General features: G+C 59.0%; 23 protein-coding genes. 20 read left to right on the forward strand and 3 right to left on the reverse strand.

Annotated features, from left to right (window positions below; genetic code table 11):
- Positions 1-221 precede the first annotated feature (221 nt).
- The 6 genes from AC1D2P_RS02320 to AC1D2P_RS02345 all read left to right on the forward strand — a co-directional run bounded on the left by AC1D2P_RS02320 (position 222) and on the right by AC1D2P_RS02345 (position 6,056).
- Complete coding sequence (locus AC1D2P_RS02320) at positions 222-704, forward strand: GNAT family N-acetyltransferase (protein ID WP_109785221.1); 483 nt, start codon at positions 222-224, stop codon at positions 702-704.
- A gap of 157 nt (positions 705-861) precedes the next feature.
- A complete protein-coding gene (locus AC1D2P_RS02325) occupies positions 862-1,854 on the forward strand; it encodes a 2-dehydro-3-deoxygalactonokinase (RefSeq protein ID WP_477757794.1) in 993 nt (330 codons plus the stop codon).
- A gap of 19 nt (positions 1,855-1,873) precedes the next feature.
- Positions 1,874-2,494, forward strand: a complete 621-nt coding sequence (locus AC1D2P_RS02330) for a 2-dehydro-3-deoxy-6-phosphogalactonate aldolase (protein ID WP_046031710.1) — start codon at positions 1,874-1,876, stop codon at positions 2,492-2,494.
- Between the two features lie 63 nt (positions 2,495-2,557).
- Complete coding sequence (gene dgoD, locus AC1D2P_RS02335; protein WP_007903915.1) at positions 2,558-3,706, forward strand: galactonate dehydratase; 1,149 nt, start codon at positions 2,558-2,560, stop codon at positions 3,704-3,706.
- 175 nt (positions 3,707-3,881) lie between these two features.
- Complete coding sequence (locus tag AC1D2P_RS02340) at positions 3,882-5,192, forward strand: MFS transporter (protein WP_046031711.1); 1,311 nt, start codon at positions 3,882-3,884, stop codon at positions 5,190-5,192.
- A 60-nt stretch (positions 5,193-5,252) separates the two neighbouring features.
- Positions 5,253-6,056 (forward strand): IclR family transcriptional regulator, encoded by an 804-nt coding sequence (locus AC1D2P_RS02345; RefSeq protein ID WP_046031712.1) that lies wholly within the window; start codon positions 5,253-5,255, stop codon positions 6,054-6,056.
- Here the strand turns inward: AC1D2P_RS02345 and AC1D2P_RS02350 are convergent.
- Complete coding sequence (locus AC1D2P_RS02350) at positions 6,053-7,105, reverse strand: NAD(P)-dependent alcohol dehydrogenase (RefSeq protein WP_223522268.1); 1,053 nt, start codon at positions 7,103-7,105, stop codon at positions 6,053-6,055. The two genes, AC1D2P_RS02345 and AC1D2P_RS02350, sit on opposite strands and share 4 nt — an antisense overlap.
- Positions 7,106-7,295: 190 nt before the next feature.
- Here AC1D2P_RS02350 and AC1D2P_RS02355 point away from each other — a divergent pair, with 190 nt between their 5' ends.
- The gene (locus tag AC1D2P_RS02355; protein WP_109785223.1) at positions 7,296-8,186 is read left to right on the forward strand and encodes an AraC family transcriptional regulator; all 891 of its coding nucleotides are present in this window, start codon (positions 7,296-7,298) and stop codon (positions 8,184-8,186) included.
- A 168-nt stretch (positions 8,187-8,354) separates the two neighbouring features.
- Here the strand turns inward: AC1D2P_RS02355 and AC1D2P_RS02360 are convergent, their stop codons facing one another.
- Positions 8,355-10,019 (reverse strand): electron transfer flavoprotein-ubiquinone oxidoreductase, encoded by a 1,665-nt coding sequence (locus tag AC1D2P_RS02360; RefSeq protein ID WP_046031715.1) that lies wholly within the window; start codon positions 10,017-10,019, stop codon positions 8,355-8,357.
- 547 nt (positions 10,020-10,566) lie between these two features.
- On the opposite strand from AC1D2P_RS02360, the gene AC1D2P_RS02365 reads away from it, so the two are divergent.
- From AC1D2P_RS02365 to AC1D2P_RS02410, 10 genes are all read left to right on the forward strand, one after another.
- Entirely contained in the window at positions 10,567-11,316 is a 750-nt protein-coding gene (locus tag AC1D2P_RS02365; protein WP_007945693.1) for an electron transfer flavoprotein subunit beta/FixA family protein, read from the forward strand.
- Entirely contained in the window at positions 11,317-12,246 is a 930-nt protein-coding gene (locus tag AC1D2P_RS02370; protein WP_477757793.1) for an electron transfer flavoprotein subunit alpha/FixB family protein, read from the forward strand.
- Between the two features lie 196 nt (positions 12,247-12,442).
- Positions 12,443-13,270: a substrate-binding periplasmic protein gene (locus AC1D2P_RS02375; protein ID WP_046031717.1), complete on the forward strand. Its 828-nt coding sequence runs from the start codon at positions 12,443-12,445 to the stop codon at positions 13,268-13,270.
- 9 nt (positions 13,271-13,279) lie between these two features.
- Positions 13,280-13,636: a DUF4398 domain-containing protein gene (locus AC1D2P_RS02380; RefSeq protein ID WP_477757792.1), complete on the forward strand. Its 357-nt coding sequence runs from the start codon at positions 13,280-13,282 to the stop codon at positions 13,634-13,636.
- Positions 13,633-14,445, forward strand: coding sequence for an OmpA family protein (locus AC1D2P_RS02385; protein WP_109785227.1), 813 nt, complete (start codon positions 13,633-13,635; stop codon positions 14,443-14,445). The genes AC1D2P_RS02380 and AC1D2P_RS02385 overlap by 4 nt, the downstream gene beginning before the upstream one ends.
- 211 nt (positions 14,446-14,656) lie before the next feature.
- Positions 14,657-16,096 (forward strand): aminotransferase-like domain-containing protein, encoded by a 1,440-nt coding sequence (locus tag AC1D2P_RS02390; protein ID WP_046031720.1) that lies wholly within the window; start codon positions 14,657-14,659, stop codon positions 16,094-16,096.
- 88 nt (positions 16,097-16,184) lie between these two features.
- A complete protein-coding gene (locus AC1D2P_RS02395; RefSeq protein WP_046031721.1) occupies positions 16,185-16,661 on the forward strand; it encodes a hypothetical protein in 477 nt (158 codons plus the stop codon).
- Between the two features lie 165 nt (positions 16,662-16,826).
- On the forward strand, positions 16,827-17,081 hold the full coding sequence (locus AC1D2P_RS02400) for a YkgJ family cysteine cluster protein (RefSeq protein WP_046031722.1): 255 nt from the start codon (positions 16,827-16,829) through the stop codon (positions 17,079-17,081).
- Positions 17,082-17,122: 41 nt separating this feature from the next.
- Positions 17,123-17,728 (forward strand): START domain-containing protein, encoded by a 606-nt coding sequence (locus AC1D2P_RS02405; protein ID WP_477757791.1) that lies wholly within the window; start codon positions 17,123-17,125, stop codon positions 17,726-17,728.
- Positions 17,729-18,013: 285 nt separating this feature from the next.
- A complete protein-coding gene (locus AC1D2P_RS02410; protein WP_477757790.1) occupies positions 18,014-20,107 on the forward strand; it encodes an LTA synthase family protein in 2,094 nt (697 codons plus the stop codon).
- 60 nt (positions 20,108-20,167) lie between these two features.
- Here AC1D2P_RS02410 and AC1D2P_RS02415 read toward each other — a convergent pair whose 3' ends face one another.
- Positions 20,168-20,326, reverse strand: a complete 159-nt coding sequence (locus AC1D2P_RS02415; protein ID WP_172825980.1) for a DUF3309 family protein — start codon at positions 20,324-20,326, stop codon at positions 20,168-20,170.
- A gap of 279 nt (positions 20,327-20,605) precedes the next feature.
- On the opposite strand from AC1D2P_RS02415, the gene AC1D2P_RS02420 reads away from it, so the two are divergent.
- The 3 genes from AC1D2P_RS02420 to csrA all read left to right on the forward strand — a co-directional run bounded on the left by AC1D2P_RS02420 (position 20,606) and on the right by csrA (position 22,157).
- Complete coding sequence (locus tag AC1D2P_RS02420; RefSeq protein ID WP_046031725.1) at positions 20,606-21,421, forward strand: SDR family oxidoreductase; 816 nt, start codon at positions 20,606-20,608, stop codon at positions 21,419-21,421.
- A gap of 64 nt (positions 21,422-21,485) precedes the next feature.
- Positions 21,486-21,818 carry a YnfA family protein gene (locus AC1D2P_RS02425; RefSeq protein WP_077431565.1) on the forward strand — a complete coding sequence of 111 codons (333 nt, stop codon included), beginning with the start codon at positions 21,486-21,488 and terminating at the stop codon, positions 21,816-21,818.
- A gap of 153 nt (positions 21,819-21,971) precedes the next feature.
- On the forward strand, positions 21,972-22,157 hold the full coding sequence (gene csrA, locus AC1D2P_RS02430) for a carbon storage regulator CsrA (RefSeq protein ID WP_046031727.1): 186 nt from the start codon (positions 21,972-21,974) through the stop codon (positions 22,155-22,157).
- The last annotated feature ends 4 nt before the right edge of the window (positions 22,158-22,161 follow it).

Raw genomic sequence — 22,161 nt, forward strand, 5'->3', positions numbered from 1 at the left:
GCTGGCGAAGCCTGCGTTCGGCTGCGCAGCAGTCGTGAGATCAGACAATGGGGTGTTACAGGAAAACCGCGTGCTCAGGTTTTACGACTGCTGCGCAGCCGAACGCAGGCTTCGCCAGCTGCTACACATGCTCTACAGATCAGCTTTGAATTTCCAGTGTGACGAGCGCCGCGAGGCGACTTAGTATGGCGTTTTTCAACCTTTGACGAAGGCACGTCCCCATGACGATCGAGATCCGCCCGGCGACCCCCAGCGATGCTCCGCAAATCCTCGGGTTCATCACTGAACTGGCCGACTACGAACGTGCCCGCCACGAAGTCATCGCCAGCGTCGCCGACATCGAGCGCAGCCTGTTCAGCGAAGGGGCCACCGCTCACGGCCTGATCTGCCTGCGCGACGGCCTGCCGATCGGCTTCGCGGTGTTCTTCTTCAGCTATTCCACGTGGCTTGGCAGCAACTGCCTGTACCTCGAAGACCTCTACATCACCCCCGAACAGCGCGGCGGCGGCGCGGGCAAAACCTTGCTGCGCCACCTGGCGAAAATCGCCTGCGCCAATGATTGCGGACGGTTTGAGTGGAGCGTGCTGGACTGGAACAAACCGGCGATCGAGTTTTATAAATCGCTGGGTGCGCAGCCGCAGGAGGAGTGGGTGCGGTATCGGATGGATGGGAAGGTATTGCGCGAGTTTGCCGAGGGCCATTGATCGTCAGCCTTGTCGGTTAAAAGGTCGCAGCCATGAGCTGCGATTTTTTTTTGCATGCATCCCAATATATGGGAGTGATATTTATATATTGAGATTATCCCACTTCCGGGTTTATAGTCCCGCTCACTCACTGCCAATAAACAAAACAGGTGAAGCGATGCTGGCGCAATTGATCGCGCTCGATTGGGGGACAACCTCATTACGTGCTTACAAACTCGCCGACGGTGGCCAGGTGCTCGAACAGCGTGCGCTGTCGTCGGGGATCATGCAGTTGCCCAACACGCCGCGAGTGATTGCCGGTCAGGTGTGCGCTGACGGTTTTGAACTGGCTTTCGATGAGGCCTGCGGTGACTGGCTCGATGCGCAGCCGGATTTGCCGGTGATTGCCTGTGGCATGGTCGGCAGCGCCCAGGGTTGGCTTGAAGCGGCTTATCGCGATACACCGGCGAACGTCGCCACTCTCGGAACTTCCCTACAAACAGTACGCAGTCTTCGCGGTGTCGATGTGCACATCGTGCCGGGTGTGATTCAGCGGTCGCGATTGCCGAACGTGATGCGCGGCGAAGAAACCCAGGTGCTGGGTGTTCTGCAAACCCTGTCGAGCGAGGCGGGCAACGATCTGTTGATCGGCCTGCCGGGCAGTCATTCGAAATGGGTGGAAGTGGCCGATGGCTGCATCGTGCATTTCGATACCTTCATGACCGGCGAAATCTTCGCCGTGCTCAGCGAACACAGCATTCTGGGGCGCACCCAGCAGCAAGGCGCGTCCTTAGATGGCCAGGCTTTTGATCGTGGGGTGCAAGTGGCGTTGTCGGCGGACGGCGAGATCGGCCCGCTGTCGACGGTGTTCAGTGCCCGCAGCCTCGGACTGACCGGCGAACTGAGCGCCACGGCCCAGGCGGATTATTTGTCGGGCTTGTTGATCGGTCATGAGCTGGCGGCGCTGGCGACGGCCCAGCGGCGTCGACGCAACAGCGTGCACCTGCCTTCGATCGTCCTCATCGGTAATGCCCAACTCTGTGCCCGCTACAGCCGGGCCCTCGACGCCTGCGGATTTGGCCGGGTGACGCTGGCCGAACAAGCCACCGAACGCGGATTGTGGCAACTGGCACTCGCCGCCGCACTGATCACTTCCAACCCATCCCGTTAAACCTGACTGGAGGTCTGACATGCTCAAACACGCCTTGGCGCAAAACGGCCTGATCGCGATCCTGCGCGGCCTGCGCCCCGAAGAAGCGGCGGCCATCGGCGAAGTCCTGTACGCCGCCGGATTTCGCGTCATCGAAGTGCCGCTCAATTCCCCTGAACCGTACGAAAGCATCCGCATCCTGCGCAGTACCTTGCCCGCCGATTGCCTGATCGGCGCGGGAACGGTGCTGACACCGGAGCAGGTCGAGCTGGTGAAAGCCGCTGGCGGCCAAGTGATCGTCATGCCGCACAGCGATCCGAAAGTGCTGCGCGCAGCGAAAGCGGCGGGGTTGTTTCTGTCGCCGGGTGTGGCGACACCGACCGAGGCGTTCGCCGCACTGGCCGAAGGCGCCGACGTGCTGAAGATGTTTCCCGCCGAGCAGATGGGGCCGGCCGTCGTCAAAGCCTGGCTCGCCGTATTGCCGGCCGGGACCATTCTGGCGCCGGTCGGCGGCATCACGCCGGACAACATGCAGGTGTTTATCGACGCGGGCGTCAAAGGTTTCGGTCTCGGTTCCGGCTTGTTCAAACCGGGAATGACCCCAGAGGACGTGGCGGTCAACGCCAAGGCCTACGTGGCTGCCTGGAAAGCCCTTCGCTAAGACTGTTTGGCGCTGTGAGCGCTGCCTCTAATAAGAGCTGCATCTACAAAAAGAGAGCACAAGATGAAAATCACCAAACTGACCACCTTCATCGTTCCGCCGCGCTGGTGCTTCCTCAAGGTTGAAACCGACGAGGGCGTGACCGGTTGGGGCGAGCCCGTGGTTGAAGGCCGTGCCCACACCGTGGCGGCTGCCGTTGAGGAGTTGTCCGACTACCTGATCGGCAAAGACCCACGCAACATCGAAGACATATGGACCGTGCTCTATCGCGGCGGCTTCTACCGGGGCGGCGCGATCCACATGAGCGCGCTGGCCGGTATCGATCAGGCGTTGTGGGACATCAAGGGCAAGGCCCTGGGCGTGTCGGTCAGCGATCTGCTCGGTGGCCAGGTGCGCGACAAGATTCGTGTGTATTCGTGGATCGGTGGCGACCGCCCGGCAGACACTGCGCGTGCGGCGAAAGAAGCGGTCTCCCGTGGTTTCACGGCGGTGAAAATGAACGGCACCGAAGAGCTGCAATTCCTCGATTCCTTCGAGAAAGTCGACCTCGCCCTGGCCAACGTCGCAGCCGTGCGTGATGCGGTCGGGCCGAACGTCGGCATCGGTGTGGACTTCCATGGCCGGGTGCACAAGCCCATGGCCAAGGTGCTGATGAAGGAGCTTGATCCGTACAAACTGATGTTCATCGAAGAACCGGTGCTCAGCGAAAACTATGAAGCGCTGAAAGAGCTCGCGCCGCTGACCAGCACCCCGATTGCCCTCGGCGAACGGTTGTTCTCGCGCTGGGATTTCAAGCGTGTGCTGAGCGAAGGTTACGTCGACATCATTCAGCCGGACGCCTCCCACGCCGGCGGCATCACCGAGACCCGCAAAATCGCCAACATGGCCGAAGCCTACGACGTGGCGCTGGCGCTGCATTGCCCGTTGGGGCCGATTGCGCTGGCGGCGTGCCTGCAACTGGACGCGGTTTGCTACAACGCGTTCATCCAGGAACAGAGCCTGGGCATCCATTACAACGAGAGCAATGACCTGCTCGACTACGTGAAAGATCCGCGGGTGTTCGACTACGACAAAGGCTTCGTGAAGATCCCTAATGGCCCGGGCCTGGGGATCGAGATCAACGAGGAATACGTGATCGAACGCGCAGCGGTCGGCCACCGCTGGCGCAATCCGATCTGGCGCCATGCCGATGGCAGTTTTGCCGAGTGGTGATTGATCCCTGACTCCACACCGCCCCTGTAGGAGCACGGCTTGCCTGCGATGGCGTCAGTACTGACGCCGCTGACCATCAGCTGGACCGTGTAAGGCCCAATCGCGGGCAAGCCTTGCTCCTACAGGGGTACGTTGCGCCCACTGACCTCAATAACCATAAGAAGAGGCACTCCTCATGCAACCGCAAACCCTCACCGGGCAAGCGTCGTTGGTGACGCCCAGTCGCAAGCGATTTTTCATCATGGTCCTGCTGTTCATCACCGTGGTGATCAACTACCTGGACCGCAGCAACCTGTCCATCGCGGCCCCGGCGCTGACCAGCGAATTGGGGATCGATCCGATCCACGTCGGGTTGATCTTCTCGGCGTTCGGCTGGACCTATGCCGCGATGCAAATCCCCGGCGGCTGGCTGGTGGACCGTGTGCCGCCGCGCATCCTCTACAGCGTCGCCTTGCTGCTGTGGTCGATCGCTACGGTGATGCTCGGTTTCGCTGCCAGTTTCATCGCGTTGTTCGTGTTGCGCATGGCGGTGGGTGCCCTGGAAGCACCGGCGTACCCGATCAACAGCCGCGTGGTCACCACCTGGTTTCCCGAGCGAGAACGCGCCACGGCCATCGGTTTCTATACCTCCGGGCAGTTCGTCGGCCTGGCGTTCCTGACGCCGGTATTGGCCTGGCTGCAACACGCCTACGGCTGGCACATGGTGTTCGTCAGCACCGGCGCAGTGGGGATTCTGTGGGCGGTGATCTGGTATGCGGTGTACCGCGAGCCCCGGGATTTCAAAGGCGCCAACGACGCTGAAATCGACTTGATTCGCGAGGGCGGCGGGTTGGTGGATATCCAGGCTGAACAAGCCAAAGTCAAAGCGAAATTCAGCTGGACGGACCTCGGGATTGTTCTGACCAAGCGCAAGCTGTGGGGCATCTACCTCGGGCAGTTCTGCCTCAACTCGACGTTGTGGTTTTTTCTGACGTGGTTCCCGACCTACCTGGTGAAATATCGCGGCATGGACTTCATCAAGTCCGGCCTGCTGGCGTCGCTGCCGTTTCTCGCGGCCTTCGTCGGCGTGCTGTGTTCGGGGTTTTTCTCGGATTTTCTGATTCGTCGTGGTTACACCGTAGGCTTCGCCCGCAAGCTGCCGATCATTGGTGGGCTGCTGATTTCCACCTCGATCATCGGCGCCAATTTCGTCGAGTCGACGCCGTTGGTAATTGCATTCCTGGCGTTGGCCTTTTTCGGCAACGGTCTGGCTTCGATCACTTGGTCGCTGGTATCGACCCTGGCCCCGGCACGGTTGCTGGGACTGACCGGCGGGGTGTTCAATTTCATCGGCAACCTGTCGGCGATTGCCACGCCCATTGTCATCGGCTTCCTGGCGACCGGTGATTCGTTTGCCCCGGCGATTACCTACATCTCGGTGCTGGCGTTGATGGGCGCGCTTTCCTACATCTTGCTGGTCGGCAAAGTCGAGCGTATCAAGTTGTAGTCGCAGGCATCGGGCGACCATAATGCCGCCCGTTCACTCGCTCAACGGTAAAGGCTGGATATGCAGGAAGACGCCCCAAAAATCGCCAAGGACGCCGCACCGACCGGCACCCAGACACTGCTTCGTGGTCTGGGTGTGGTTCAGGCCGTGGCCAGCGGCGCCCGCGATCTCAAGGAAATCGCCCGGCTGATCGGCACGACGCGCAGCACCACCCATCGTCTGGCCAGTTGCCTGGTGGACGAACGTTATCTGCGCGTGGTGCCGCAGGTCGGTTACCTGTTGGGGCCCAAGTTGATCGAACTGGGTTTCCAGGCGCGCGAAGAGTTGCCGTTGGTGACGCTGGCCGGGCCGTATCTGGATGAGCTGTCGGCGTTGACTGGCGACACCGTGCACCTGGCGATTCGTGAAGGTGACGAAGTGCTGTACCTGCATAAGAATCCGGGACGCAATGGCCCGGAAATGCGTTCGCGGGTCGGCCATCGCATGCCGTTGGCGCGCACCGGGATCGGTAAGGCGTTGATGCTCGATGACACGCAGCAAGAGTGGCAGCGGCTGTACGAAGTCAGCTTGCCGGCGGGTGGGAAAAATCAGTTCTGGCCGCTGCACCCGGAGCAGTCCTGGGAGCAGTTTCAGCAGCGCATGGTCGAGTACGTGGCGGGTGGTTACGCCTTTGACCTGGAAGACAACGAACCGTCGATCCGTTGCGTGGCGGCACCGATCCGCGATGCGAGCAAACGCATCGTCGCCGGTATCAGCATCGCCAGCACCGTGCCGTACATGCCGCTGGAAAAAATGGCCGAGCTGATTCCCCTGATCAAAGGGGTCACGGCCCGGCTGTCGGCGGAGCTTGGCCTGAAGGTTTAAACCTTGAGGGTCGCCATGTCGATCACGAAACGGTACTTGACGTCACCGGCGATCATACGGGTGTAGGCCTCGTTGATCTGGCGAATGTCGAGCATTTCGATGTCGCACGTGATGTTGTGCTCGGCGCAGAAATCCAGCACTTCCTGGGTTTCGGCAATGCCGCCAATCAACGAACCAGCCAGCATGCGACGGCCCAACACCAGTTTGGCGGCGTGCACGGGCGGGTCCACCGGTTCGATCAAGCCGACCAGAATGTGCACGCCGTCGAAGCGCAGGGTGTCGAGGTAGGGATTGAGGTCGTGCTGCACCGGAATGGTGTCCAGCAGGAAGTCGAAATAGCCAGCCGCTGTTTTCATCTGCTCGGCATCGGTGGACACGATCACATGGTCCGCGCCCTGACGCCGGGCTTCTTCAGCCTTGCTCGCCGAACGGGTGAACAACGTGACTTCGGCGCCCATCGCCTTGGCGAACTTGATGCCCATGTGGCCGAGGCCGCCCATGCCGAGAATCCCGACTTTGTCGCCAGGCTTCACGCCGTAGTGTTTGAGCGGCGAGTAGGTGGTGATGCCGGCGCACAGGATCGGCGCGGCGCTGGCCAGCGCAAGTTTTTCCGGGATGCGCACCACAAAGTGTTCGCTGACGACGATGCTGTCGGAGTAGCCGCCCATGGTGTTGCTGCCATCGACCCGGTCCGGGGTGGCGTAGGTCATCGTCGGGCCTTCCAGGCAATATTGCTCAAGGTTGGACTGACAGGCTTCGCAGCTGCGGCAGGAGTCGACCATGCAACCGACACCGACCAAATCGCCGACTTGGTGTTGGGTAACGTTCGCACCGATGGCGGTGACTTTGCCTACGATCTCGTGGCCGGGCATTAGCGGGTACACGGCAATGCCCCACTCGTTTCGCGCCTGGTGGATGTCGGAATGGCAGACGCCACAGTAGAGAATCTCGATGGCAACGTCGTCGGCGCGAGGGCTGCGGCGTTCGAATTTCATCGGGGCGAGGGGCGTGGAGGGCGACTGGGCGGCGTATCCGATGGCGGTGTACATGAGGAACCTCGCAAAAGCAGTGACAGGTGAAGCGGCGCATTTTGGGCGCCACGCCGATCACCGGCCATGGCGATTCCTCCGGGTGTCATGCCTATTCCTCCGGCATCAGCCTTTGACCGATCCCTTTGGTAACCAGACCTGCGATGATGCTTTCATCCCTTTTCTCGCGACTTTTTTGTGAAGAGCTTCCATGCAGTTGACCCGTCACCTCGATGCCAATGCCTCCCTGGTTTCGCTCATCGAGCCACTGTCCACCCGTGATGGCTTCGTGCCGACTGCATTGCCGGGCGTGCAGGTTTTACGCGCCAGTTGCGATGTCGCCCGTGGGCCACAGATCTATGAGCCGAGCCTGGTGATCATCGCCCAGGGCAGCAAACTGGCGTATCTGGGGCCGCGCACCCTTGAATATGGCGCCGGGCATTATCTGATTCAGGCGCTGCCGGTGCCGTTCGAGTGTGAAACCTTTGCGGCACCCGGCGGGCCGATGCTGGGGGTGTCGGTCGCGATCGACAGGGTGATGCTGGGCGAGTTGGTGCTGGCAATGGGGTTGGCGCCGGGGCGTCATATTGCAGCGCAAACGCCAGAGTCCATGACTTCGGCGGTGCTCGATGATGAGATGCGCGGATGTGTCGAGCGGCTGCTGCGTTGTCTGCACGATCCGCTGGAGAGCCGGATCATGGGCCCGGCGCGATTGCGTGAATTGTTGTTCGTGGCGCTGCGTGGACCTCAGGCCGACGTGTTGCGGGCGCTGGTGGAGCAACAGGGGCAATTCGCCCGGATTGCAGCATCACTCAGTCATCTGCATGCGCATTACACCGAACCGTTGAATGTCGAGACCCTGGCCAGTTGCGCGAACATGAGTGCGTCGACGTTCCACGAGCATTTCAAGCGCAGCACATTGTTGTCGCCGGTGCAGTATCTCAAGCGTTTGCGGCTGCTCAAGGCGCAGGCGTTGCTGATGTCGGAGGGGCTGGGCGTCGCGCAGGTGGCGCACCGTGTGGGGTATCAAAGCACGTCGCAATTCAGTCGCGAGTACAAGCGGTACTTCGAGCGTAATCCTGGGGAAGAACGCGCCGCCTGAGTTGGCAATGGATCCGCCTGTAGGAGCCGAGCTTGCTCGCGATAGCGGATTGTCATCCGACATCATTGTTGTCAGACACACCGCTATCGCGAGCAAGCTCGGCTCCTACAATATTAGCGGGCAACAAAAAGGCCCCCATTCGGGAGCCTTGATGTTCAGGCGTTCGGCTTACATATTCGGGTAAGTCGGGCCGCCAGCACCTTCCGGTGTGACCCAGGTGATGTTCTGTGCAGGGTCCTTGATGTCGCAGGTCTTGCAGTGAACGCAGTTCTGGGCGTTGATCTGGAAGCGCTTTTCGCCGTCTTCCTTGGTGATCACTTCGTACACGCCGGCCGGGCAATAACGTTGAGCGGGTTCATCGTACAGCGGCAGGTTTTTGCCGATCGGGATGCTCGCATCAGCCAGTTTCAAGTGGCACGGCTGCTCTTCTTCGTGGTTGGTACCGGAGATGAACACCGAGCTGAGTTTGTCGAAGCTGATCTTGCCGTCCGGTTTCGGGTAGTCGATCTTCTTGCAGTCGACCGCGAGCTTGAGGCAAGCGTAATCCGGCTTGGTATCGTGCAAGGTGAACGGCAGTTTGCCGCCGAAGATGTTCTGGTCCAGCCAGTTGAAACCACCGCCGACGATCGCGCCGAACTTGTGGATCGCCGGGCCGAAGTTACGGCTGGCGAACAGTTCGTCGTAGAGCCAGCTCTTCTTGAAGGCGTCGACGTAAGTGGTCAGCTCTTCGGTGCCGTCTTTCTCGGCGAACAGCGCTTGGGCCACGGATTCAGCGGCGAGCATGCCGGATTTCATCGCGGTGTGGCTGCCTTTGATCTTGGCGAAGTTCAGGGTGCCGAGGTCGCAGCCGATCAGCGCGCCGCCCTTGAAGACCATTTTCGGCAACGAGTTCAAGCCGCCTTTGCAGATAGCACGGGCGCCGTAGCTGATGCGCTTGCCGCCTTCCAGGTACTGCTTGAGCACCGGGTGATGCTTGAGGCGCTGGAACTCGTCGAACGGCGACAGGTAAGTGTTGCTGTAGGAGAGGTCGACGATCAGGCCGACGACCACCTGGTTGTTTTCCAGGTGATAAAGGAACGAGCCGCCGGTGTTCTCGGTGCCCATGATGTCCAGCGGCCAGCCAGCGGTGTGAACCACCAGGCCCGGCTGATGCTTGGCTGGATCGATTTCCCAGATCTCTTTCAGGCCGATGCCGTAATGCTGGGCATCGGCTTCGCTGTCGAGGTTGAAGCGCTTGATCAGTTGCTTGCCGATGTGGCCACGGCAGCCTTCGGCGAACAGCGTGTATTTGCCACGCAGTTCCATGCCAGGGGTGTACAGGCCTTCTTTCGGATTGCCTTCACGGTCAACACCCAGGTCGCCGGTGATGATCCCGCGAACCACGCCGTTCTCGTCGAACAGCGCTTCCTGAGCGGCGAAGCCCGGGTAGATTTCCACGCCCAGGTTCTCGGCTTGCTGGGCCAGCCAGCGGCACAGGTTACCCAGGGAGATGATGTAGTTGCCTTCGTTGTGCATGGTCTTGGGCACAAAGAGGTCTGGAACTTTTTGCGCGCTTTCAGCGTTCTTGAGAACGAAGATGTCATCGCGGGTGACCGGCGTGTTCAGTGGGGCGCCGAGTTCTTTCCAGTCCGGGAACAGTTCGTTCAGAGCCCGAGGTTCGAACACCGCGCCAGAAAGAATGTGTGCGCCGACTTCGGAGCCTTTTTCGACCACGCAGACGCTGATTTCCTTACCGGCTTCGGCGGCCTTCTGCTTCAAACGGCAGGCGGCGGAAAGACCAGCGGGGCCGGCACCGACGATGACCACGTCGAATTCCATGTATTCGCGTTCCACAGGTTATCTCCTACTCAAGGCTCAACAGTTTTTTTTCTAATTGGAGGTTTGGTGTCGCATCCATGAATCCCGGCACAATGCCAGGAGAGGATAATCGATGAGCCACCTTTCTCTCTGGGTGGCGCATTATATCTACACCACTCTCAGCGTCCAATACAAACGTTTGTTTGAATTGGCTCAAAGCCAGAGAAATCAAAGTCACGCGGCTTACGAACGGCCATTTTGCCGTATTGACCGGAATAGGCGTTCCGGTCAAGATACGGTCGGTTTTGCGCTCGCCGTAGGCTGGCTGTTGGTTTCAAGAGCACCTCTAAAGACAGGGCGAAGGCCGTACAAGGTGATGCGTAGCGCAGGTTTGGCGCGCAGTTTACACGCCGCGATAATGAATGACTCCTCAGTCACTACTGACGAACGGTCATCATCATCGTGAGCGAAGGTCACTTGACACGATTGCCGGCGTTTTTAGAGGTGCCCTTGCGCCCGATGAGCATCAACCGCCAGGTTCGCCTAGGCGACTTTCTTTTCACCGGAGAGTAACGAGGAATCCATGAAGGTTCTTGTAGCTGTCAAACGCGTTGTGGATTACAACGTCAAGGTTCGCGTCAAGGCGGACAATTCCGGCGTCGACCTCGCTAACGTGAAGATGTCGATGAACCCGTTCTGCGAAATCGCAGTGGAAGAAGCCGTACGCCTGAAAGAGAAAGGTGTTGCGACTGAAATCGTCGTCGTCTCCGTCGGCCCGTCCACCGCTCAAGAGCAACTGCGCACCGCGCTGGCTCTGGGTGCCGACCGCGCCATCCTCGTCGAGTCCGCCGAAGACCTGACTTCCCTGGCCGTTGCCAAACTGTTGAAAGCGGTTGTCGACAAGGAACAGCCTCAGCTGGTGATCCTTGGCAAACAAGCCATCGACAGCGACAACAACCAGACTGGCCAGATGCTCGCTGCATTGAGCGGCTACGGTCAGGGCACGTTCGCTTCGAAAGTCGAAATCAGCGGCGACAGTGTTGCCGTGACTCGCGAAGTCGACGGCGGCGCGCAGACAGTTTCCCTGAAACTGCCGGCGATCGTCACCACCGACCTGCGTTTGAACGAGCCGCGTTATGCGTCCCTGCCAAACATCATGAAAGCCAAGAAGAAGCCTCTCGAAGTGCTGACTCCGGATGCTTTGGGCGTTTCCACCGCCTCCACCAACAAGACCGTGAAAGTCGAAGCGCCAGCTGCACGCAGCGCGGGTATCAAGGTCAAGTCGGTGGCTGAACTGGTCGAGAAACTGAAAAACGAAGCGAAGGTAATCTAAATGACTATCTTGGTTATTGCTGAACACGACAACAAAGTGCTGGCCCCGGCCACGCTGAACACCGTTGCTGCTGCTGCCAAAATCGGTGGCGACATCCACATTCTGGTTGCAGGTCAGGGCGCTGGCGCCGTGGCTGAAGCCGCTGCGAAAGTCGCTGGCGTAGCTAAAGTGCTGCTGGCCGACAACGCCGCTTACGCTCACCAGTTGCCGGAAAACGTTGCTCCGCTGGTCGCTGAATTGGGCAAGGGCTACAGCCACATCCTGGCTGCCGCGACTTCCAACGGCAAAAACATCCTGCCGCGCGTTGCTGCCGCGCTGGACGTTGACCAGATCTCCGAGATCATCTCGGTTGAAAGCGCTGACACCTTCAAGCGCCCGATCTACGCCGGTAACGCTATCGCTACCGTTCAGTCGACCGCTTCGGTGAAAGTCATCACCGTGCGTGCTACCGGTTTCGACCCGGTGGCTGCTGAAGGTGGTTCGGCTGCTGTTGAAGCCGTTGCGGCTGCTCACGACGCTGGCACTTCGAGCTTCGTTGGCGAAGAACTGGCCAAGTCCGATCGTCCGGAACTGACCGCTGCCAAAATCGTCGTTTCCGGCGGTCGCGGCATGCAGAACGGCGACAACTTCAAACACCTGTACGCCCTGGCCGACAAGCTGGGCGCTGCTGTCGGAGCATCGCGCGCCGCGGTCGACGCAGGTTTTGTACCCAACGACATGCAGGTCGGTCAGACCGGCAAGATCGTTGCTCCACAGCTGTACATCGCCGTCGGTATCTCCGGCGCGATCCAGCACCTGGCCGGCATGAAAGACTCCAAAGTGATCGTTGCGATCAACAAGGACGAAGAAGCGCCGATCTTCCAGGTGGCCGATTACGGCCTGGTGGCGGACCTGTTCGAAGCCATCCCCGAGTTCGAGAAGCTGGTCTAATCCAGCGGCCTGACTTATAAAGAGCCCGACCTTTTGGTCGGGCTTTTTTTTGTTCTTCTGTAGGAGATGTCGAGTGAAACGAGGCTGCGATCTTTTGATCTTCCGCTTGGGATTCGAGTTGACCTCAAAATTAGCAGCCTCGTTTCACTCGACACATCCTACAGGCGATAACAGGGTTTTAGTGGAGAGTGTTGCCATGGATCTGCGCTGCGTAGTTGGCTGGTCATTACTGCTGGGCTTGACGGTGTTGCCGGCATTGTCCAGTGCAGCGGGCAAGTGCGAGCGGCTGGTGGTAACCGGAAGTCCGGATGCGCCGCCGTACCTGTGGCAAGACCCGCAAGATCCAAAGCACCTGATCGGTGCCAGTGCTGATCTGTTGCAGCACGTGGCGGGGGAATTGGGCATCAAAGTCGAGTTGCTCTACGCCGGCAAACGCTCCCAGGCGCTGGACGAAGTGCGCAGCGGGCGCATGGACCTGCTGGCGGACACGCCATTGACGGTCACTGAGCTGGAAACCCTCGATTACATTCATCCGCCCCTACTGGAAAACGACTACCTGGTCTGGACACGTAAAGACTCGAAACTGGTCTACAACAACGTGCAAGACCTTCACGGCCATCCCGGCGCATTGTCGGAAAAGTCTCGAATGACCCCGGCATTCAGCACTTTTGCCGAGCAGCAACTGACGCTCAGCCGCACGCCCAACCTGACCCAGGCGTTTCAGAAACTGCTCTTGGGTGAAGTGGAGTTTGTTCTCGCGGGCCGCTATTCAGGCATGGCGGCCGCGCAGGCATTGAGCATGGCCAACGACCTGATCGCCCATGCCGAACCCGTCGACAAACCCGGCCTGTTCCTCGCGGTGTCTCATAACTCCGCCTGCAACGATCCTTGGTTGCGCGGACAGCTGGCCAAAAAGATGACAGAATTGCCCGCCTCAGGACTGGCGGACACCGCATTGCAGCGCAATATCGAGCGTTGGAAAGCGCAGCAACAGCAGCAACCTGTCAGCGCCCCAAAACAGTAGGGATTTTTAGTGAGTATTCGACCTCTTTTCGCTGCCCTGGCCGTTCTGGCTCTGGCGGGTTGTGCAGCTGACCCTGCGCCGAATGAACAGAATCGCCTGACCGAACAGGCACTCGTACAAGCCAAAGCCGTGGGTGCCACCGCCGAAGACGTGCCGGAAATGAAGCTGGCCGAAGAAAAATTCGCCCGTGCCCAAGGCAACATGGCTGACCAGTCCTACAAACATGCGCGCATGCGGGCCGAGCAGGCCGAGCTGGACGCGCGTCTGGCTGAAGCCAAAGTGCTGACCCTCAAGAGCGAGGAGCAATTGAATGTGCTCAACACCCGCATCACTCGTTTGCGCAAGCAACTGGGAGATGCCCAATGAGCCTCAAGTCAACAGTTCTCGGCGGCTTGATCCTCGCCGGTTGTGCAAGCCTGTATGGGTGCGCCGGTCAACACAGTGAAGCCGCCTTGCAAGAGGCTGGCGCAGACTTCCAGAAGGTCAAGGAAGACTCCAATGTGCTGCGTATCGCGCCCAAAGACGTGATCCGCGCCGGTGAATCCCTGGCCCGCGCCGATCGTCTGTCCAGCTATTGGGGCAGTGGTTGGGACGTCGTGCATTACGCCTACTTGAGCCAGCGCTACAGCGAAATTGCGCGTGAGCACACCAATCAAGTGCTCAACGAAGAGCGCGCGGTGAAGCTCGAACTGGAGCGTCAGCGTCTGCAATTGGCTCTGCGTGAATCCAAACTGGTTAGCGTGCAACAGCAAGGCAAATGGCTCGAAGAACAGATCCTCGCATTGACCACTACTCAGACCGACCGCGGTCTGGTGATGACATTGGGCGATATGCTGTTCGATACGGGCGAGGCGGAGCTAAAGAACTCGGCCAACCGCGTGGTATTGAAGATCGTGCAGTTCCTGCAGCTCAACCCCAACCGCGTGGTGCGGATCGAGGGGTATACCGACAGCACCGGTGGCAAGCAGGACAATATCAAGCTGTCCCGTGACCGTGCACAGTCGGTAGCCGATGTGCTGATGGATCTGGGGATCGATGAAAAGCGCATTCATGTCGAAGGGTACGGGGATGAATACCCGGTGGACGTGAACGCCTCCGAGCGCGGTCGTGCGCAAAACCGCCGCGTGGAAATAGTTTTCTCCGACGAAAAAGGCCAATTGGGCGCTGCTCGCTAAGGGCTGCGTCATTGGAAAGCCCGGCCTGCCAGTCAGCGCCGGGTTTTTTTACGCCTGCAAACGGCTTCACGTTCTCCCAAAAAGCAGTACAGATTTTGCTGACACTGCACTGTATGGTCGACTATTGTGGCAACTGTCCCAGTACACTTCTAAACTGTTCCGGTATTGTTCCCCACAAGAATAAAATGCCCGTGAAATCGAGTGCTGCGTCATGACCAATCTTTTGCTCTACCAACGTATTGCTCAACAACTGGCCGAAGACATCCGCCGTGGTGTCTATCAACCGGGAGAGCGCGTGCCTTCGGTGCGCAAGATGAGTTCGCAGCTCAACGTCAGCCATGCGACGGTGTTGCAGGCGTATGCCAATCTTGAAGATCAGGGCCTGATCCGTGCCCGGCCGCAGTCGGGTTATTACGTTCACCAGACACCGGCCCTGACCGCGCCGACTCCCGACATTGCCCGGGTCGAGCGCCCAGGCCTGGTCACGCGCAGCAGCATCATTCAACAAGTGTTGGTCGAATCCCGCCGCGAAGGCGTTTTTCCGCTGGGCGCCGCGGTGCCCAGCGTCGATTACCTGCCGGTGCGGGCGCTGCATCAGCAATTGGCCAAAGTCACCCGATTCCATAGCCCGCGTGCCTTCAGCTACATGTTCAGCCCCGGCTTCGAACCGCTGCGCCGGCAGGTGGCGATCCGCATGCGCGATGCCGGTGTGGTGGTTGATCCCTCCGAAGTGGTCATCACCCACGGCTGCGTCGACGCATTGCAGATGTCATTGCGGGTACTGACTCGGCCCGGCGACCTGATCGCCGCCGAATCACCGACTTATTATGGTCTGCTGCAACTGGCCGACTTGCTCGGTCTCAAAGTGATCGAAATCCCCAGCGACCCCGCTACCGGCATGAGCCTGGAAGCCCTGCAACTGGCGGCCAATCAATGGTCGATCAAGGCGCTGGTGTTGACCACGCGTCTGAGCAATCCATTGGGCGGAACCATGCCCGAGGAACGCCAGAAACAATTGCTGCGCCTGGCGTCGGATTTCGACATCCAGATTGTCGAAGATGATATTTACGGCGAGCTGATGTTCGAGCAGGGGCGCACCAAATCGCTCAAGGCCTACGATCGGCTGGATCGGGTCATCTATTGTTCCAGCTTCTCCAAGACCTTGTCGCCGGGCGTGCGGATCGGCTGGATGATCGCTGGCAAGTACCAGCAGGAAATCCAGCGCTTGCAGACGTTCAGTACCCATTCGGCCTGCAGCGTCACGCAAATGGGCATTGCGGCTTATCTGGAAAACGGCGGTTACGACCGGCACTTGCGCTACATCCGTCAGGAATACCGCAAGAACCTCAGCGCCTTTCAGCTCGCAGTCCAGCAATACTTCCCGGAAGGCACGCAGATGACCCGGCCTACTGGCGGCTTCATTCTGTGGGTCAGTTTGCCGGGACGGGTAAACACACAGGAACTGCACGTACGGGCGTTGCAGCAGGGCATCAGCATCGCGCCGGGGCTGATCTTCAGTAACACCGAGCAGTTCAATCACTGCATTCGGCTGAACTGTGGCATCCCCTGGAATCGAGAAGCCGAACGTGCCTTGATGACCTTGGGGATGTTGGCGACGCAACTTTGCCAGGAGATGGCCGGCGGCTTCTAAGCCGTCGTGCGGTCGTTTTGCGCGGTGCTTGTCATGTGACGTGCAACAGGCGAGCATATGGCCCTCTGCCGTTAGCGCTGTTGGGTTCATGAAGCCGATTTTTCCTGCCGTCTGCCTGTCTTTTTGCCTGTTGATGACCGTTCAAGCCGAAGGCGTCATGGCGGCGGCTGGTCAGGAAAAACCGGCAGTCAGCGCAACGTCGAAAAAGCCGGCACCCGCCAAGAAAGCCGCGCCAGCCAAAAAGAATGCGGCTGTGGTGAAAAAGCGACCACCCATTGCCTCCAAGTCGAAACCGGCCAGTGAAGTGGTGAAAACCCAGCTTCCTTCCGCCAATCTTGATTTGAGACTGCCCCCGCAAATGGCAGAAGAATTCAAACCGCTCGGCACTGTGCCTTTGCCCAGGCACGATCCGTTGTTGCCGCCCATGTTTGGCGAAAAAAAGCCGGACAGCAGCCCTTTTCAATTGAACGGCCGTTTGCTCAGCAACGAAATGCAGTTGCAACTGCGCAATGAAGAGCGCCGGGAAGTCGAAGGGGCGGCGCTGGATTTCGAGTTCAAGCAGTAAATCATTCCCATCCGTGACCCGCAGGCCAGACGCTTTGTCGGAGACTGGTCAGTCACGTTGATTTGAACGAAAAAACCCCGGTTCAGGTAATTTTAAACAACTGTTTTAGCGGTTACTCTGTGCCCCGTCCTTTTACATATCACACCTCGTGAGGAGCTCGTCGTCATGAAATGCCGTGAAGGCTGTGGCGCCTGTTGCATTGCCCCTTCCATCAGTTCACCGATTCCCGGTATGCCCAATGGCAAAGCCGCGGGCGAACGTTGCGTACAACTTTCGGTCGATAACCTGTGCAGCATCTTCGGCAACCCGGAGCGCCCCGCGGTGTGTTCGGCATTTGAAGCCGACGTCGAAGTGTGCGGAAGCAGCAGTGACGAGGCGATCAAATTGCTGGGATGGTGGGAGCAAATGACCGCGGCGTGATGTGTTCAAACAACGGAACTTCAACAATAAGGAATAAGACTATGGGTTCGCTGCATCGTATTGCTGTTTTGTGTGGACTGACCGCCGCGTTGGCCACCACGGCCGTTCAGGCTGAAGACTGGAAAGTCGCCAAGAACGAGGACGGCATCAAGGTCTCCCTGAGTGAAGTGCCTGGCTCGGACTACAAGGCCTACCAGGGCGTCGTATTGATGAAGACCACTGTTGCCAAACTGCGCGCACTGCAGGAAGACGTGTCCGGTGCCTGTGCCTGGATTCACGAATGCAAAACCCAAAAGCTGCTCAAGCATGAAGGTGACCAGAGCTGGACCTACACCCAATTCAATACCCCATGGCCGGTTACCCCGCGTGACTCGGTGCTGCACGTCACCACCGTCGAAGGTGCCGATGGCAGCCTGACCCGCAAGCTCGAAGGCGTACCGAAATACGTCCCGGAAGAAAAAGGTTTCGTGCGCGTCACCAAGGTCGAAGGCTTCTGGAAGTTCGTACCCAAGGGTGACCAGGTTGAAGTGACCTATCAGGTTCACACCGAGCCAGGCGGCAGCGTGCCGTCGATGGTTGCCAACAAGTTTGTGGTCGATGCGCCGTTCGATACTTTGAAAGCCCTGAAACAACGCGCCGAGAAGTAATCACAGCGTTGTTCTACAAAACGCCCCGACTGGTTCGGGGCGTTTGCGTTTTAACGCAGGCCCCGGTTTTATTGTGTTTCCGGATATGCGTTGCACAAAATTTTCACAATGGCTCCAAGACAATCCGCCCGCACCCGCCAGTCAAACAGTAATCAATGGCAATGAGGCGGGTGATCGTGCAACATTTGCGCACCGCGCAAGCCCCGGGGCCAGGTATTGGCTAACAGAGGGCAGGGCGCCGCAGTATTTTTTGAAACTTCAACTTCCAATGGGTCCTAAAACGACATGGCAAACCCGGACGCCCTGAATCAGCAGCGAGCTTCTAGTCGCCTGCTGCAACCGACCGTCAAATCGCACCTGGCCTACACGCTGCTGTGCGCCTTGATCATGATGGTCATGTTCAGCCTGCTGCGTGTTGCGCTGCTGGTCTACAACCGCTCGATGATCCTCGACACACCGGCTTCCACTTTCCTTGAAGCATTCGCCAACGGTCTGCGTTTCGACCTGCGACTGGTGGTCTACCTTTGCGTTCCGCTGTTGCTGGCACTGTTCAGCGCGCGGGCCATGGCTGCGCGCGGCTTCTTCCGTTTCTGGCTGACCATCGCGTCGAGCATCGCGCTGTTCCTCGGCCTGATGGAGATGGACTTCTACCGCGAGTTCCACCAGCGCCTCAACGGTCTGGTCTTCCAGTACGTGAAGGAAGACCCGAAAACCGTGATGAGCATGCTCTGGTACGGTTTCCCGGTGGTTCGCTATCTGCTGGCCTGGGCCTTTGGCACATTGATTCTGACCCTGGCGTTCAAGGGCGCTGATCGTGCGACCCGTCCTCGCGGCCCGTTCAGCGGCGGCAGCATCGGCACTCGCCAGATCGCCCCGTGGTATGCGCGCATCGGCGTGTTCGTCGTTTGCCTGCTGATCTGCGTAGTGGCCGCTCGTGGCACTTTGCGTCAGGGCCCGCCGCTGCGCTGGGGTGACGTTTACACCACCGACTCGAACTTCGCCAACCAGTTGGGCCTCAACGGCACACTGTCGTTGATCGCGGCGGCCAAGAGCCGGATGTCCGAAGATCGCGACAACATCTGGAAAGCTACGCTGCCGCAGCCTCAGGCTCAGCAGACCGTGCGTGACATGCTGGTGATGAAAGACGAAAAACTGGTGGATGCCGACATCGCCGCCGTGCGTCGCGACTACACACCACCGGCCGACAAGACCCTGCCGATCAAGAACGTGGTGGTGATCCTGATGGAAAGCATGGCCGGTCACTCGGTCGGCGCGTTGGGCGGCCCGGGTAACATCACCCCCTACCTCGACAAACTGTCGAAGGAAGGCCTGTTGTTCGACCGCTTCTTCTCCAATGGCACCCACACCCACCAGGGCATGTTTGCCACCATGGCCTGCTTCCCGAACCTGCCGGGTTTCGAATACCTGATGCAAACCCCGGAAGGCAGCCACAAATTGTCCGGTCTGCCGCAGTTGCTCAGTGCCCGCGACTTCGACGACGTATACGTCTACAACGGCGATTTCGCCTGGGATAACCAGTCGGGTTTCTTCAGCAACCAGGGCATGACCAACTTCATCGGGCGTAACGACTACGTGAACCCGGTGTTCTCCGACCCTACTTGGGGCGTGTCTGACCAGGATATGTTCGACCGTGGCCTGGTAGAGCTCAAGGCTCGTGGAAATGGCAAGCCGTTCTATGCCTTGCTGCAGACGCTGTCGAACCACACGCCGTATGCCTTGCCGACGCCATTGCCGGTTGAACGCGTGACTGATCGCGGCAACCTGAACGAACACCTGACCGCCATGCGCTACTCCGACTGGGCGCTCGGGCAATTCTTCGAGAAGGCGCGTAAAGAGCCGTACTTCAAGGAAACCCTGTTCGTGATCGTGGGTGACCATGGTTTCGGCAACGAACAGCAAATCACCGAAATGGACCTGGGCCGCTTCAACGTTCCGATGCTGATGATCGCGCCGGGTATCCAGGAAAAGTTCGGCCAGCGTGACCACACCGTCGGCACTCAGATCGACATCGTGCCGACCATCATGGGCCGTATCGGTGGCGAAGTGCGCCATCAGTGCTGGGGGCGTGACCTGCTCAACCTGCCTGAAGGCGATGCCGGTTTTGGCGTGATCAAACCGTCGGGGAGCGAGCAGACTACCGCCATCCTTACGGCTGACCAGATCCTGGTGCTGCCAAAAGAAAAGGAAATGGAGCCGAAGGTGTACCGCTACGAACTGGGCGCCAACCCGCACGCCGAGATCGTTCCTAACGATCCGCGCACTGCCGAGTTGAAACTCAAGCTCGAGTCGTTCCTGCAAACGGCGACCAAAAGCCTGCTCGACAACACCGCCGGTGTGGTTGACGGCAAACCGGACTAAGTTTCCAGCGCATTAAAAAGAGGCCCTTTTCAAGGGCCTCTTTTTTTGCCTGTTAAACCGTTATATCCGGCCAAGCAAGAGCAAAATCAACAGCACCACCAATACCACGCCGATGATACCCGACGGGCCATAGCCCCAACTTCTGGAGTGCGGGAAGACCGGCAGACCACCGATCAGCAAGAGAATGAGAATAACGATCAAAATTGTGCCCATGTCTATTACCTTGTTGGAAGTGTTATGGAAAGACCTGACTTTTAACTGTCTGCTGGAAGGTTAAAATTTCAAGCTGCTTACAAAGTCCGACTGATGCGCGAGTCGGAAAATTCCATGTTTTTTTAATGTTTTTTGAAGACCCGGCTATTTCTTTTTCACAGGGTTAGTTGGAGCACACGCGCCCGCGGTTTGCTCGGGCCATTCAGCAATCTGATACAGCGTGGGTCGGGTTATGTCCTTCGCTACACTCAGCGCATCTTCCCCGGAACCACAAGGCTGTTTGCTATGCAAAATCGCATGATGATCACTGGCGCGGGCTCGGGCCTGGGTCGCGAAATCGCGCTGCGCTGGGCGCGTGAAGGCTGGCAACTGGCCTTGTCGGATGTCAGCGAGCCTGGCCTGCAAGAAACCCTCAAACTCGTTCGCGACGCCGGCGGTGATGGTTTTATCCAGCGTTGCGATGTACGCGACTACAGCCAACTGACGGCCTTCGCCCAGGCGTGCGAAGAGAAGCTCGGCGGCATCGATGTCATCGTCAACAATGCGGGCGTGGCGTCGGGCGGCTTCTTCAGCGAACTGTCCCTGGAGGATTGGGACTGGCAGATCGCGATCAACCTGATGGGTGTGGTCAAGGGCTGCAAGGCGTTCTTGCCGCTGCTGGAGAAAAGCAAAGGCAAGATCATCAACATCGCGTCGATGGCCGCCCTGATGCAAGGCCCGGCCATGAGCAACTACAACGTGGCCAAGGCCGGCGTTGTGGCGTTGTCGGAAAGCCTGTTGATCGAACTGGCACAACAGGAAGTAGGCGTGCATGTCGTATGCCCGTCGTTCTTCCAGACCAACTTGCTCGACTCTTTCCGCGGCCCGACCCCGGCGATGAAAGCCCAGGTCGGCAAATTGCTGGAAAGTTCGCCAATCACCGCCACCGACATTGCCGACTACATCTACAAACAGGTGGCCGCCGGCGAATTCATGATCCTGCCTCACGAACAAGGCCGCATGGCGTGGGCGATCAAACAGAAGAACCCGCAACTGCTCTACAACGAAATGACCGTCATGGCCGACAAAATGCGCGCCAAGGCCAAACAAAACGCTGACTGAACTTGCCCATGGGTGTCGGCGTCGTTAGGGTGGCCGCCATCGGCCATCCTCACGAGGCATCTGCATGCTCAATTACCTGTGGTTTTTCCTCGCGGCGCTGTTCGAAATCGCTGGCTGTTTCGCGTTCTGGATGTGGTTGCGCCAAGGCAAAAGTGTGTGGTGGGTCGTGCCGGCACTGCTCAGCCTGACCTTGTTCGCGCTGCTGCTGACCCGCGTCGAAGCCGCCTACGCCGGTCGCGCCTACGCGGCCTACGGTGGCATTTACATCATCGCTTCAATTGGCTGGCTGGCGGTCGTCGAGCGGATTCGTCCATTGAGTTCGGACTGGATCGGCGTGGCGTTGTGCGTGATCGGCGCGAGCGTCATTTTGTTCGGCCCGCGCTTCTCGGTTTCCTGAAGGATTGTTCCTGCGTCCGAACGATTTGTCGGATGTTTCCGTCAGTGGTGGTCGTCCGGTGCTGTAGGGTCGGACTGATTTGTCGTCATCGCATTGAAGCCCTTCGATGCGCCGGGCATCTTCAAGGACCGGTAATCCTGAAGGACCAATACCATGCTTGTACTCAGTCGTGTTGTGGGCGAGATGATTTCCATCGGTGACAACATTTCAGTGCGTATCCTCAACGTCAACGGCGCCAGTGTGCGCTTTGGCGTCGAAGCGCCGCAAAACGTCAATGTGCATCGCGCTGAAGTCTATGAGCGCATCCAGGCCAAGCGGGCAAAGGCCAAGGGCCGCTGAACCG

The organism is Pseudomonas sp. P1_F1_2 (assembly GCF_056405815.1).

Excerpts from the sequence above, each read along its gene's own strand:
- AC1D2P_RS02320 (WP_109785221.1), top strand. The coding sequence starts at position 222 with ATGACGATCGAGATCCGCCCGGCGACCCCCAGCGATGCTCCGCAAATC.
- AC1D2P_RS02325 (WP_477757794.1), top strand. The coding sequence starts at position 862 with ATGCTGGCGCAATTGATCGCGCTCGATTGGGGGACAACCTCATTACGT.
- AC1D2P_RS02330 (WP_046031710.1), top strand. The coding sequence starts at position 1,874 with ATGCTCAAACACGCCTTGGCGCAAAACGGCCTGATCGCGATCCTGCGC.
- dgoD (WP_007903915.1), top strand. The coding sequence starts at position 2,558 with ATGAAAATCACCAAACTGACCACCTTCATCGTTCCGCCGCGCTGGTGC.
- AC1D2P_RS02340 (WP_046031711.1), top strand. The coding sequence starts at position 3,882 with ATGCAACCGCAAACCCTCACCGGGCAAGCGTCGTTGGTGACGCCCAGT.
- AC1D2P_RS02345 (WP_046031712.1), top strand. The coding sequence starts at position 5,253 with ATGCAGGAAGACGCCCCAAAAATCGCCAAGGACGCCGCACCGACCGGC.
- AC1D2P_RS02350 (WP_223522268.1), bottom strand. The coding sequence starts at position 7,105 with ATGTACACCGCCATCGGATACGCCGCCCAGTCGCCCTCCACGCCCCTC.
- AC1D2P_RS02355 (WP_109785223.1), top strand. The coding sequence starts at position 7,296 with ATGCAGTTGACCCGTCACCTCGATGCCAATGCCTCCCTGGTTTCGCTC.
- AC1D2P_RS02365 (WP_007945693.1), top strand. The coding sequence starts at position 10,567 with ATGAAGGTTCTTGTAGCTGTCAAACGCGTTGTGGATTACAACGTCAAG.
- AC1D2P_RS02370 (WP_477757793.1), top strand. The coding sequence starts at position 11,317 with ATGACTATCTTGGTTATTGCTGAACACGACAACAAAGTGCTGGCCCCG.
- AC1D2P_RS02375 (WP_046031717.1), top strand. The coding sequence starts at position 12,443 with ATGGATCTGCGCTGCGTAGTTGGCTGGTCATTACTGCTGGGCTTGACG.
- AC1D2P_RS02385 (WP_109785227.1), top strand. The coding sequence starts at position 13,633 with ATGAGCCTCAAGTCAACAGTTCTCGGCGGCTTGATCCTCGCCGGTTGT.
- AC1D2P_RS02390 (WP_046031720.1), top strand. The coding sequence starts at position 14,657 with ATGACCAATCTTTTGCTCTACCAACGTATTGCTCAACAACTGGCCGAA.
- AC1D2P_RS02395 (WP_046031721.1), top strand. The coding sequence starts at position 16,185 with ATGAAGCCGATTTTTCCTGCCGTCTGCCTGTCTTTTTGCCTGTTGATG.
- AC1D2P_RS02400 (WP_046031722.1), top strand. The coding sequence starts at position 16,827 with ATGAAATGCCGTGAAGGCTGTGGCGCCTGTTGCATTGCCCCTTCCATC.
- AC1D2P_RS02405 (WP_477757791.1), top strand. The coding sequence starts at position 17,123 with ATGGGTTCGCTGCATCGTATTGCTGTTTTGTGTGGACTGACCGCCGCG.
- AC1D2P_RS02410 (WP_477757790.1), top strand. The coding sequence starts at position 18,014 with ATGGCAAACCCGGACGCCCTGAATCAGCAGCGAGCTTCTAGTCGCCTG.
- AC1D2P_RS02420 (WP_046031725.1), top strand. The coding sequence starts at position 20,606 with ATGCAAAATCGCATGATGATCACTGGCGCGGGCTCGGGCCTGGGTCGC.
- AC1D2P_RS02425 (WP_077431565.1), top strand. The coding sequence starts at position 21,486 with ATGCTCAATTACCTGTGGTTTTTCCTCGCGGCGCTGTTCGAAATCGCT.
- csrA (WP_046031727.1), top strand. The coding sequence starts at position 21,972 with ATGCTTGTACTCAGTCGTGTTGTGGGCGAGATGATTTCCATCGGTGAC.